This window comes from Elusimicrobiota bacterium, assembly GCA_041660185.1.
Taxonomy (GTDB): Bacteria; Elusimicrobiota; Elusimicrobia; order 2-01-FULL-59-12; family 2-01-FULL-59-12; genus JBAZWU01.
Window position 1 is genome coordinate 1 of sequence record JBAZWU010000001.1, and the last position, 12,780, is coordinate 12,780.

A 12,780-nucleotide genomic window follows, 5' to 3' on the forward strand; every position below is an offset into this window, starting at 1 on the left:
CGGGATTGAGCCGGAGGACATGAACCGGTTGTTTAACGCGTATTTCAGCACCAAAGGAACAACCGGGACTGGGATGGGGTTATTTCTGGCGCAGGAAGTGATCAAAGCGCACGGGGGGACCATCCACGTCGAGAGCGAAGTCGGGAAAGGAACCACTTTTACCATCCGTTTGCCGATTCGTTAGGAAAATACCAACCCATTGATTGTTTCAGCCTGACGGGCAGGGGTCCCTTTGGTATAGTTTGATTGCGCTATGCCTCCTGCCAGATTTATTGAAGTTGTTTTCCCTCTACCGCTCAACCGGGCGTTTCATTACCGGGTTCCAGCCAACGGTCCGGCGGATCCCGGCTTGGGCGCGCGCGTGCTGGCGCCGTTTGGGAAAAAGAAGAATCTTGTCGGATACGTTATCGGGAAAACCAATGAAACGCCTCCCTTCCCGACGAAAGAAATACTCACCTGCCTGGATCCGGAACCTTTCATCGATGAAACGCTGATTGAACTGGCGCGCTGGTTGTCCGAGCGTTACCTGTGTTCCCTGGGAGAGGCGCTGGCCTGCCTGGTTCCGCCGCATCTGTCGCCGCCCAAACGGCCGCCACGCGAATCCGCTGCCGATTCCATGCCCGGGCGGCCAGCCGGCCGCCCCTCCGATGCATTTCATCTGAGCGCCGAACAACAGCATGCGCTCAACACGTTGGAAGCCGCGGTGGATTCGAAGCAGTTCCACCCTTTTTTGCTCCGCGGCATCACCGATTCCGGTAAGACCGAGATCTACGTCCGCACGATCGAGCGGGCCTTGAAGCAGGGACGGCAGGCGATTTTCCTTCTGCCGGAGATCGCCTTGACACCGCCTTTTATTGAGAAACTTCAGGCGCGCTTTCCCGGTCAGGGTGTTGCTCTGTGGCACAGCGGGATTACCGCTTCCGAGCGCTACCGGATCTGGTGTGGTGTGCGGCAGGGAGTGGTTCACGTGCTCCTGGGCGCGCGCTCCGCGGTATTTGCTCCCTTCCCGAAGCTGGGGGTGATCGTGATGGACGAGGAGCATGAACCGACCTATAAGCAAGAGGACCGGCCCCGCTATCATACGCGCGAGGTGGCGCTGGAGCGCGCGCGCCGGACGCAATCCGTCCTGATTATGGGCAGCGCCACGCCGAGTTTGGAGTCTTATTGGAGCGCGAAGCAGGGTGTCTATCAGCTGTTGGAGCTCACCTCACGGGTGGAAGAGCGTTCGTTGCCGCCGGTCACACTGATCGATCGGCGAACGGCTCCTGTTGAGCCGGGCAAGTCTCGCCCACGTCGCGGCACTCTGGATTTTTCGATTTTTTCGGAACCCTTAAAGCTGGCCATTGAGCAACGCCTCGCCAAACGCGAACAGGTGATGCTCTTCGTCAACCGCCGGGGGTACACGCCCTTTCTGCGCTGCTCGGTCTGCGGCTGGGTGGCGCGCTGTCCCCGGTGCAGCACGACCTTGGCGCTTCATATCAAAGATGAAAAGTTACAAGTTGCAAGTTCCAAGTTGGATGATGGACTTGAAACTCGCAACTTGAAACAAAGAACTATTGTTCCGGCCGATGGCTTTTTGCAATGCCATTCCTGTTGGCATAAGGAAGCCGTGCCGATCCAGTGCGCTTCCTGCAAAGGCCTGCGCCTGCGGCATTACGGGATCGGGACCCAGCGCGTTGAGCAGGAACTCCGGAAGCTTTTTCCGTTCGTGAAAGTGTCCCGACTGGACCGCGATATCGCCTCCTCCCGCCATGCCTACGAGCGGATCTATCAGAATTTCGCGAAGGGAGAGGTCGATGTCCTTGTCGGGACGCAGATGATCGCCAAGGGGTTTGATTTTCAAAACGTCACGCTTGTCGGTGTGGTGGATGCAGATGTGTCTCTGCATCTGCCGGATTTCCGTTCGGCCGAGCGGACGTTTCAGCTGATTGCCCAGGTGGCCGGTCGCACCGGCCGGGGGGAAGCCGGCGGGAAAGTGTTGGTTCAAACGCACCACCCCGATCACTACGCGCTGCAGGCGGCCCGGGCCCATGATTATTTGACCTTCTATGAGCAGGAAATCAAACACCGCGAGTTGTTGCGCTACCCGCCGTTTTGCCGGCTGATCCATATCCTGATTCGCGGAACCAAGGAGCCGGTGGTTCTGAAAATGGCGGAGAACCTTTATGAGAAATTAGAAGCCATTCGAAACCCATTCGTCGGTGATAAGGCGTCATCCCCGAGTGTCTCTGTCGGGGATCCATCCTGCTACTCGACGACTTGTTTGGATTCCCCGCCAGCAACCGCGGGGAATGACGAGAGAAGAGTCCAAATAGATATATTAGGGCCGGCGCCTGCTCCCTACAGCCGGCTGCGCAACCAATTCCGCTACCAGATCCTCTTGAAAGGAACCGACGAAGCCTTCGCTCCCTATGTGGGTTTCCTGCGCGCCTACCGTTCTCCAAAAGCCTTTGTCAGCGTCGACATCGACCCCGCTGATCTTCTCTGAGGAGTGAGGCGAGGGGGTAACTTGATTTAAGGAGAGAATGATGATAAAAGCAGATAGGATCAATATGAAAAGACGAATGTTTATCGGGTTATTGTTGGGGTTGAGCGGGCTTGTCGCCGGCCTGTGCCCGGATGCTTTTGCGCGTGTGCTGGCGCCGGCGTCTGCGGAGGAAATCATCAGCGCGCTGGGGCCGGACGCGCAGGGGTTGAAGATCTCCCAGGACAAGCTGCCGGATCTTTTTACGCTGACCGCCAGCCGGCTCGAAGAAGATCCCCAACAGTTTATTGTGGAGCAACGATATAAATCCGGCCGCTGGAAAGGCGGGAAAGCGGTCATCGAGTATGCCCGCGATCTGTCGTATACCCGGGTCAGTGTCTATGACAAGCAGGGGAATCGCCAACGGATCTATTCGGTTTCCGCTGTTTATCAGGCTGACGTCCGCCAGCCCGTGAAGGCCGCTTCGTCTGACGAGACCGGCTCGCCGGTTTTTGAGTCCAGGCGTATTGTCGAAAAGACGGTTGGCGCGGTATCGTTTGACGAACCTCCTCCGTCCCGGGAGGTCGCGTCCAAGTCTTTAGGTCAGCAGACAAAGACGGAGAAAGAGCCGGAAACGGAGACGGAGGTTGTTGCACAGGGGCCGTCCGCTTTTGTGTGGGATGATTCCAAAGGAGAATATGTTCCAGTGAAAGGATTGAGAGAGCCGGTGAGCCCTCCATCCGAGGAATCGAAATCCGCTCCGAAGACCGAACGCCGTCAAAAACGCGCGGAACCCGTTGCTGAAAAGGCGCAGGGTGTCGCTCTCGGGGCGTCCGCTCTTGTGTGGGATAACGTCAAAGGGGAATACGTTTCAGTGAAAGGCGTGAGCGAGTCAGCGGCGAAGCCCGAACGCCGTCAAAAACGCGCGGAACCCGCTGCTGAAAAAGCAACGGATGTCGCGCCGGAGTCCAACGCTTTTGTGTGGGATGACGCCAAAGGGGAATATGTTCAGGGTAAAGGCGTGAGCGAGCCGGTGAGCGCTCCGTCCAAGGAATCGAAATCCGCTCCGAAGCAGGAACCTCCTCGCCAGAAGCGCGCGGAACCTGTTGTTGAAAAGGCGCCGGTGGTCGCGGCTCTCCCCACTCCGGCTGTGCCGGTGCCTCCGACAGCACCCCAGAGAGCGACTTTCCCGGAAAGTCTTGCGGCGATTGCGCCGACCGAAGAGGATATCCCGACGACTGAAGAATTACTGGGGGCTCCTGCCGAGCAACCATCCGAAAATCAAGCTCAGAATGAAACGTTGATGAGAAAAATCGCTTTTGCGAAAAAAGTGGAGAAGCCAGCTAAGGTGGTTGTTCCGCCGGTGAATGAGCCGAAGCCGGCACCTTCTGCAAAAGTTCCGGCTACACAAGAATCGTCATACACGGTAGCTCCCTTTTCGTCATCCCCCGCGGGTTCTGGCGGGGGATCCAAGCATACCGATGACGGCAAGATAGATTCCCCCCCAGTGACCGGGGGGAATGACATGAAGGAAGCTCCTGCTGAGGATGCGGCACTGGCCTTAGCTAAGCAAAAGTTTGAGAAACCCGCCAAGTCGCCGGTTGTTCCAGAGCTGTCATCCCCCGCGGTTGGTGGCGGGGGATCCAAGCATACCGTTGACGGCAAGATGGATTCCCCCCCAGTGACCGGGGGGAATGACGGCAAAATAGGTCCGGATACTTCGGAAGGGGATAAATGGGTTCCCAAGGAAGTCCCTAAGCCTGTTGTGAAAGAACCGGAACCTCCCGAGGCGGCCTCAGCCCCCAAGGTGGCGATGATCCCCTCAAAACCCGTTGATAACTCGATTGAAGCCCTTCTGTCGAAGGCGTCGGAAAGCAAGAAGGAAGTGCCGAACGAGGGTGACGCGTGGGTTCCCAAGACAGCCAAAGGGGAAAAACCGGACGCGGCCATTCAGGCCGAGCTGGCCCGTGTACGACAGGAAAAAGTTAAAAAAAGCGCTCCTGTGCCGCCACCCGTCAGGCGCGATATCAACAATCCCGAGGAAGGGGTGCTACCGGTCAGCCAGTTTGAAAAAGTGTCCGGTCCTCGATACGGCCGGCATCGGGAATATGAGCGCCGTTTCTTCGTAAAAAAACGTTTGAAAGCGCCGGTCAAGGATTACGATTTCTATGTGGATGAAGTGGACCGGAAAAAAGAGATCCACAACGTTTATTACTACAAGCGGGACAAAAATGTTCCCAAACTGATAGCCGTTGAACGCCATGAGAACGTGACGTTCTTGAGCAATTATGACGTTGACAAAGAAGATAAGGGGAAGGTCATAACCTATTAGCAACAGGTTGCCGAAACATTCTCCTGATGCCGTCATTGCGGGGAGCGGAGCGACGAAGCAATCTCGTCGTTCGGCGTTTAGCGTCGAGATTGCTTTGGCAATACAGAGTGCCTCGCAATGACGGCTTCTCGTATCCTTTCATCGGTTCTTTTTCTGATGGCCTTCGCGTTTTACCTCAGCGGTCTCTGCGGAACCATCCCTGCCTATCGCGACTCCGGTGATCTGATCGCTTCCATCCATACGCTTGGAATTGCGCATCCTCCGGGGTATGCGTTGTATATCCTTCTCGGGAAATGTCTCAGCGGGCTTATCCCGTTTAGTCAGCCCGCCTATCGAGCGAATCTTCTGAGCGCTTTGGCCGGCGCCGGGGCGGTGGCTCTGGGGGGAGTGGTGATTCTTGTTTTCTACCGGCGGGTCGCGTCAGACGCCAGCCGATGGGGAATCGCCCTTTGCGCCGTAGTCGCCGCGCTTCTTTTTGGCAGTACGCCGGCGATGGTTGAACTGGCCCGCGTGTCGGAGATGTATGCCGTCGTGGCCCTGTTTGCCGCCGGGATTCTGGGCGGCCTCCTGGCGGGCACCCCGGAAGCCTACCGGGTCTCCTGGTTTTTGTTGGGTTTGGGTTTAGCCATCCATCCGGTTCTGATTTTCCTGTTGCCGGTATTCTTTTTACTCCCGGGTACCTTGGCTGTCATTGCGAGGAGCGAAGCGACGAAGCAATCTGTCTTGAGTGACAGATCGCCACGGTCGCCAAAAAACTGGCGACCTCGCGATGACGGCAATGGTCTTTTCCTGTTGAGCCTCCTTGGATTTCTCCTCGGGGCATCGGTTTTTCTTTTCCTGCCCATTCGTTCGGCGCAGTCCCCCTGGATGAATTGGGGCGATCCTTCCACGTGGCGGAATTTCTGGCGCGTTCTCCTGCGGGCGGATTATGGCGGGTTAAAACTGCATCCGGAGCAAAGCATTTTGTCCTGGACACCGGAAACTCTGGCCACGCAGATCCTGTATTTTGTGCGGCTGTTTCGTCAGGAGTGGGGAATCTCCGGTCTTCTTGCCGGGGTTCTGGGAGGACTCGCGGCGCTGCGCCCTTGTCCTGGACGTCGCCCTCTGGCGATGCTTTCTCTGGCCTGGCTGTTGAGCGGGCCCTGTTTCTTTGTCCTGTCGAACCTTCCGGTTCAGGAACCCACCACCCCGGCGATTCTTCAGCCGTATCTCGTCATCCCCAATCTTGTCTGGGCGTTTCTGGTGACCGGCGGATGTCTTGTTTTCCTTCGCCGAAACCGCTGGGTCGCGGCGCTTGCGGTTCTGTGTCTGGTCAGCGAGTCGGCTTTCACGTTAACCCGGGTATCGCACCGCTCTGATTTTTATACCTATGACTATGGCCTGGATGTGATGCGCTCCTTGCCGCTTGGAGCGGTGGTGTTTGATCCGGATGATCCCACGTCGTTTACCCTTCATGCCCTTCAAACCACGGAAGGCCGCCGCCGGGATCTGGTGCTCTTGAATTTTTTCAGGACCCGGTGGGGTTATGAGCAAATCCGCCGGCGATGGCCGGAGCTGCTTCCCGGGGTGCCCATCGACAATGCGCAAGACCTGCAACGCATTTTCTGGGAGTATTCCATCCGTCAACGCCCGTTTTTTGTGGAACTTCCACAAAAACTGGGGGGTCTGCCATACGAGGCACAGGGGCTCGTCTATGCCGTCAAACCCTCGGCCCCTGCGGCGGTTCGCTCACGCGGGGAGGCTCTGCTGCATCTTTACCGTCGTCGCGGGGATTTTAAGACCGTTCATCACCCGGATTTCTATACCCGGCACCTCCTGGGATACTATGCGGCGGCTTACAGTAATCTGGGGATAGCCAATGCCGGGGCCGGGCGTTTGGCTGACGCTGTTGCGCATTACAAGGTTGCCCTCTGGATCGATCCGGAGCTGGCCGCGGCCTACAATAACTGGGCGGTTGTCGCGCATGGCCGCCGGGATTTCGCCCGTGCGATTGACCTCTATCAAAAGGCCATCGAGCTGGAGCCCGCCAACGCTTCCTTCCGCCGCAACCTGGAATTGGTGCCCCGCCAGTCAAATTGACTCGTCGGTAGAAAACTCATTTAATGGGGCATCTCCATGTCTCTCCTCACAATTGTCAAATATGGCGACCCTGTCCTTCGCAAGAAGACGGAGCTTGTTCCTCAGCTGGATGAGAAACTCCGTCAGACCCTTGAAGACATGTTCCGCACCATGTATGTGGCCCCGGGGATTGGTCTGGCCGCCAATCAGGTCGGGATTTCCCGGTGCTTTGCCGTGATCGATCTTCACGCGGATGGCACACACCGGCCTCTGGTGATTATTAACCCCGTGATCGAGGAGCGTTCCGGGACGTTGTGTGAAGAGGAAGGGTGTCTGTCGGTCCCCGGTTTTTCCGCCCGCGTGAAGCGCGCGGCCAAAGTGCGGGTTCGCGCGTTGAACGAGCACGGCCTGCCCGTAGTGATCGAAGGCGAAGGGCTCTTGGCCCGCTGTCTTCAGCATGAGATCGACCACCTTCATGGCAAACTCTATATCGACCACCTGCCGCTGGTTTCGCGGCTCCGCCTCAAACACGCCATCCAAAAACGTTCGAAGCAAGGCCTGTTCTAATCCTTCAAAAGCCTGAATATTTCCCTGACTTTTGACTCTAAGCAGTCAAAGGTGATCCCGCCAGCGGCGGAATCTTAGCACTCTATTGGATCGACAACGGTATATATAACTGTTATATTACTATGCAACCACTCTTTGAGTATGATCTCGATAAAAGCAGGGCGAATGCGGTTCGTCATGGAGTCGATTTTGAACAGGCGCAGGCCCTGTGGGTTGCTCCCCATGTTATCTTTCATGCCCGTCAGGTTTACGGTGAGGGACGTTATCTTATCGTGGGGAAAATAGACGGCCGTATTTATCTGGCCATTTTTACCTATCGGGGGATTGCGGTTCGTTTGATCAGCTGTCACAGGGCTGATACCCGGTGGAAGAGAAGATACGAGAGGTTCTTGCATGAAACAGAAAAAAGTCAAAGCGATTAGTTCGGCGGAATTTGATCAGAAGTTTGATCAGGGGGTGGACATATCCCCTTATGTGGATTTCGATCAGGCCATCATTGTTAAACGGGTTAATGTTGATTTCCCGGATTGGATGATCAAGCGGCTGGACCGGGAAGCGGCGAAACTGAATATCTCCCGGCAAGCGGTGATCAAGATGTGGATCTCCGACCGTCTTTCTCATCCTCCTCGAGCGGCCTGATGAAAACTCTTTTCCTGGGAACGCCAGCGATCGCTGTCCCCTTTCTCGAGAGGCTCCATCAACAGACCTCGATCCAGTCCGTGATCACCAATCCCGATCAGCCGGCCGGGCGCGGCTACGAGGTGAAATCTTCTCCGGTTAAGGAAGCGGCGCTGCGCCTGGGGTTACCGTTGCTTCAGCCGGAGAAAGCCGGAGAGCCTGGATTCCAGAATGCGGTGCGTCAGATGTCCCCTGATTTCGGCCTGGCAGTGGCCTACGGGAAACTCCTGCCGAAAAGCCTGCTGGAAATCCCGAAGCATGGTTTTCTGAACGTCCACTTTTCGCTCCTCCCGGCTTATCGCGGGGCGGCTCCCATCCAGTGGGCGCTGATTAACGGTGAAACCAAAACCGGTGTAACGCTTTTCTGGCTGGATGAAGGAATGGACACCGGGCCGGTTTTTCTTCAGAGGGAACTTCCGATCCTTCCAGAGGACGATGCGGAATCCCTGCGCGAGAAGCTGGTCGCTCTGGGGTTGGACGTTCTCGATGAGGCCATCCGGGAATTAAGCCTGGGCCGCCAAACCGCTGTGCCCCAGGCCGGCCCGGCATCGAAAGCCCCGATGCTCAAAAAAGAGGATGGGCGTATCGATTGGTCTCGCCCGGCTCAGGCGATCCTGAACCAGTTGCGAGGCATGACCCCCTGGCCTGGGATCTATGCGACGGTTGATCAGGGCGGACGTTCGATTCGACTGAAGGTCCTGAAGGGGGAGAGGGTTCAAGCCGGCGAAGAAGGGCCGGTTGGGGCGGTCACCCGCCTTGATAGTGGAGAGGGCTTCGTTATAAAATGTAATGGAGGTTCCTTGAAGGTTTTGCACGTCCAGCCCGAAGGTAAAAAATCAATGTCCGCATGGGATTTCTGGCAGGGCGCGCGTCTAAAAGTCGGCGATCATTTCAGGTGAATTTATGAACGCATTAAAAACATTCTTGTTGTTGAGCGGGCTGATGGCGCTCTTTCTATTCATTGGACAGGCTGTCGGGGGCCGCGCCGGCATGCAGTATGCCTTTCTTCTGGCGTGCGCGATGAATATCTTCTCTTACTGGTTTTCCGACAAGATGGTTCTGGCCATGTATCGCGCCAAGCCGGTGACCGAGACCGAGGCGCCGGAGCTGCTCCGGATTGTCCGGGGATTGGCTCAAAAGGCCAATATCCCGATGCCGCGGGTCTATCTGATCGATTCTCCTGTTCCCAATGCGTTTGCCACGGGGCGCAACCCGGCGCACGCCGCGGTGGCGGCCACGACCGGCATTCTGGAACGGCTGAATGAGCGTGAGCTGGCGGGCGTGATCGGGCATGAGCTCTCCCATGTTTTCCATCGCGATATCCTTATCTCGACGATCGCGGCGACGATCGCCGGCGCCATCATGATGCTGTCGAACATGGTTCGCTGGGGGATGATGTTCGGCGGTTACGGCGGCCGTGACCGTCAAGAGCGCGGGGGCGGACTCGAGATGCTGGTGGTGGTTCTGCTGGCGCCCCTGGCCGCGACGTTGATCCAATTGGCGGTGTCGCGCAGCCGCGAATATGACGCGGACCGCGGGGGAGCTGATCTCACGCAGGACCCCCTCTCCCTGGCCAGCGCCCTGCAGAAAATTGCGTCGGATAACACCAATGCCCGGGTTCCGCTCACCACAAGCCCCGCGACCGCGCATTTGTGGATCGCCAACCCGCTGCGCGGCGGAGGATTGATGTCTCTCTTTTCCACACATCCCCCGACGGCGGAGCGCGTTCGCCGGCTGGAAGCGATGGCGTCAACAGCGTCCTCTCAGAAAGTTCCTCGCGTAATCTATTGAAAACCCCCAAAACGTTTCTGGACGTTCCCTCTGATGATTTCCTGGATTTTCTGAAGAAACATCAGGCGCCTCTCTTTCGCGGGAAGCAGGTGTATGAGTGGTTTTTTAAAAAGCGGGCGGCCAGTTTCCAGGAGATGTCCGACCTGCCCGCGGCCCTGCGCGGCCTTCTTGAAGAGAATTACCGCCTGCATCCCCTGGTTTTACGGCGGAAAGACGAATCGCGGCTGGATGGGACCATCCGTTATTTCTTCCGTGGACACGATGGGGCGGAGATTTCAACGGTTTATCTGCAGGAAAAAGACCGTCTTTCACTTTGTCTTTCCTCGCAGGTGGGATGTTCTTACCGGTGTTCTTTTTGCGCTACCGGGCAGGTCCCATTCAAACGGCAGTTAAGCGCCGCCGAGATCCTTGACCAGATCCTGCTCATTGAACGCGATCAAAACCGGAAACCGACGAATCTGCTGTTCATGGGAATGGGAGAACCGCTGGCTAATTTTGTGCAGGTCGTTCAGGCCATCCGCTGGATCACGTCTCCGGCCGGACTGGCGATGAGTCCTTCCCGTATCACGCTCTCGACGACGGGCCTCGCTCCCCAGATTGTCCGCCTGGCGGATGAAGGGATCAAGGTCCAATTGGCCATTTCCCTGCACGCGGTTCGGGATGATCTGCGCGTCAAGCTGATGCCGATTTCCGGGAAGATCGGGGTGCGCTCCGTGATCAAGGCCGCCAGGTACTATGCGTATAAAACCCGTGCGGATGTGACGTTTGAGTACATTCTCCTGGAGGGGGTCAATGACCGATTGATCGATGCGGTGCGGCTGTCATACCTCACCAAAAAATTTGAAAATAAAGTGAACCTGATCCCCTGCAATCCCGTGCCCGGCCTTCCGTATGAAAAGCCATCGACTGAATCGGTGATGCGGTTCCAAAGCTGGCTTCGCGAGCGGGGGGTTCCTGTTTTTGTCCGCAAGCCCAAGGGGCTCGATGTCGGATCCGCCTGCGGCCAGCTCGGCCCGGCGTCCTGACATTGTTATAATACCCATCGTGTCGTCATCCCCCGCGGGTTCTGGCGGCCCCGACCTCCTGTTGATGACGGGGCCGCACCGACTGTTTAGTTCAACAGGAGGACGGTGCGGGGGATCTAAATGTCGATGATGGATCCCCGACAGAGGCACTCGGGGATGACGGAGAAAAATGTTTAGAGGAATCCTGCAAAGACCGATCGTTAAATTCTTCCTTCCTTGGATGACTCTGGGGTTGGTACTGGGAATGGCCTACATCACGTTTGACTGGGCGGTGGGGGCTGTGATTCATTACCGGCGGGTGGTGATGACGCCGGACCTTTCCGGGAAAAGTGTGATGGAATCGCTGAACCTGCTGGGGCCTTCGCATCTGGGGCTGACCAAGGAAGGCGAACAGTTTGATAAACGCTATCCCGCCGGGACCATTGTCCGGCAAAATCCGCCCCCGGGAACGATGGTGCGCGAAGGGCGCCTGATTCATATCATGCTCAGCCAAGGGGGGGAAACGTTGTTTGTTCCCGATCTCCTTGGACAACCGCTTCGCAACGCGCAGACCACTTTGCAGAATGTGGGCTTGAGTCTTGGCGAAGTCGAACACCGTCCGTCGCTTCGTTTTGAAAAAGACCAGGTCATGTCGTCGGACCCGCCGTCCGGAACCGTCGTCTCCAAGAATGCCCTGGTCAGCTTTGTGGTTTCCGACGGATCTCCAGCCGGGGATGTCCTGTTGATGCCGGATTTTGCGGGGAAAAATGTCGCGGAAGCCCGGCAGTGGGCTTCGGCGAGGCAGATCGGGTTCTCGATGCGGGAAGAGAGCGATTTAGGGCGTGCTCCCGGCGAAATTACGATGCAGGCGCCGGCCGCGGATTCGCCGATTCGTCCCGGGGATACCCTGACTGTTGTGGTGAATTCAGCGACTAGCGCGGTTGGCGCGAACGGGTCTCCGATCTATTTTGAAGTTCCACAGGGTTCCAGCGACCGAGATATCAAAATATTTGTCATCGATGAAACGGGGGAACACGAAGTTTTCCGGCGGGCCCAGGCCCCGGGTTCCCGAATTGACCTGACCGTCCAGCCCCAAGGCCGCGCCAAAGCCCGGATCTTTGTGAACGGGATCATGGTCGAAGAGCAGGAGCTGCATTAATGGCGAAACCGCCCTCATCGCTCCCGTGTCATATCGTCCCATCGGTTCTTTCGGCTGATTTTGCGCATCTGTCCCGGGATGTCCGGAGGATCCAGCAAGCCGGAGCTCAATCCGTGCAAATTGACGTCATGGACGGTCATTTTGTGCCGAACATTACGGTTGGGCCGCTGGTTGTGGAAGCCTTGAAACGGGAAACATCCATTTTCCTGGATGTCCATCTGATGATTGAGAATCCCCTTCAATATATTGGCGTGTTTGCCAAAGCGGGTGCTGATCTTTTGACGGTCCATTGGGAAGCCTGTCCGGAGCCTCGCGACGTGATCCGCGAGATCAAGAAACTGGGTGTCCAGGCGGGCCTGGCGATCCGGCCCAAGACATCCGCCGACGTTCTGGTTCCCTTGCTGAGTGATTTGGATTTAGTCCTGGTCATGACGGTGGAGCCGGGGTTTGGCGGCCAGGTGTTTATGCCGGAGATGCTGGAGAAGGTGCGGCTGCTTCGCCGGTTGATTGGTTTTGACCGTCCCCGCTGCCAGATTCAAGTCGACGGGGGAATCGGGCCGAAGACCGCGCGTTTAGCGGCTGAAGCCGGGGCCACGTCGCTCGTAGCCGGGAACGCCATTTTTGGAGCGTCGGATGCGGCGGTCGCCTTCAAAGAATTGCAGCGCTTGGTTGACTTATCGTCTCAAACGCAGGTAAAATAGCACATTCCAAATCGCGAGAAAAGGTC

Annotated in this window: 11 protein-coding genes; all 11 read left to right on the top strand. The window is 57.1% G+C overall.

Translation table 11 applies throughout. The annotated features are described in order from the left end of the window. On the top strand, window positions 1-184 hold a 184-nt coding region (locus WC859_00005; protein MFA5974536.1), incomplete at its 5' end, for an ATP-binding protein. Window positions 185-253: 69 nt separating this feature from the next. Next, window positions 254-2,488 (top strand): primosomal protein N', encoded by a 2,235-nt coding sequence (priA, locus tag WC859_00010; protein ID MFA5974537.1) that lies wholly within the window; start codon window positions 254-256, stop codon window positions 2,486-2,488. Between the two features lie 64 nt (window positions 2,489-2,552). Next, window positions 2,553-4,796 carry a hypothetical protein gene (locus WC859_00015; GenBank protein MFA5974538.1) on the top strand — a complete coding sequence of 748 codons (2,244 nt, stop codon included), beginning with the start codon at window positions 2,553-2,555 and terminating at the stop codon, window positions 4,794-4,796. A 117-nt stretch (window positions 4,797-4,913) separates the two neighbouring features. Beyond that, entirely contained in the window at window positions 4,914-6,875 is a 1,962-nt protein-coding gene (locus tag WC859_00020) for a DUF2723 domain-containing protein (GenBank protein ID MFA5974539.1), read from the top strand. A gap of 36 nt (window positions 6,876-6,911) precedes the next feature. Next, window positions 6,912-7,421 carry a peptide deformylase gene (def, locus tag WC859_00025; protein ID MFA5974540.1) on the top strand — a complete coding sequence of 170 codons (510 nt, stop codon included), beginning with the start codon at window positions 6,912-6,914 and terminating at the stop codon, window positions 7,419-7,421. 393 nt (window positions 7,422-7,814) lie between these two features. Continuing rightward, a complete protein-coding gene (locus WC859_00030) occupies window positions 7,815-8,060 on the top strand; it encodes a CopG family transcriptional regulator (protein MFA5974541.1) in 246 nt (81 codons plus the stop codon). Then, window positions 8,060-8,998: a methionyl-tRNA formyltransferase gene (gene fmt / locus WC859_00035; protein ID MFA5974542.1), complete on the top strand. Its 939-nt coding sequence runs from the start codon at window positions 8,060-8,062 to the stop codon at window positions 8,996-8,998. The genes WC859_00030 and fmt overlap by 1 nt, the downstream gene beginning before the upstream one ends. A gap of 4 nt (window positions 8,999-9,002) precedes the next feature. After that, the gene (htpX, locus tag WC859_00040) at window positions 9,003-9,890 is read left to right on the top strand and encodes a zinc metalloprotease HtpX (protein MFA5974543.1); all 888 of its coding nucleotides are present in this window, start codon (window positions 9,003-9,005) and stop codon (window positions 9,888-9,890) included. Continuing rightward, entirely contained in the window at window positions 9,887-10,915 is a 1,029-nt protein-coding gene (gene rlmN, locus WC859_00045) for a 23S rRNA (adenine(2503)-C(2))-methyltransferase RlmN (GenBank protein MFA5974544.1), read from the top strand. Before htpX ends, rlmN begins: the two co-directional genes overlap by 4 nt. A gap of 169 nt (window positions 10,916-11,084) precedes the next feature. Continuing rightward, window positions 11,085-12,053 carry a PASTA domain-containing protein gene (locus tag WC859_00050; protein MFA5974545.1) on the top strand — a complete coding sequence of 323 codons (969 nt, stop codon included), beginning with the start codon at window positions 11,085-11,087 and terminating at the stop codon, window positions 12,051-12,053. Next, window positions 12,053-12,754, top strand: coding sequence for a ribulose-phosphate 3-epimerase (gene rpe, locus WC859_00055; protein MFA5974546.1), 702 nt, complete (start codon window positions 12,053-12,055; stop codon window positions 12,752-12,754). Before WC859_00050 ends, rpe begins: the two co-directional genes overlap by 1 nt. The last annotated feature ends 26 nt before the right edge of the window (window positions 12,755-12,780 follow it).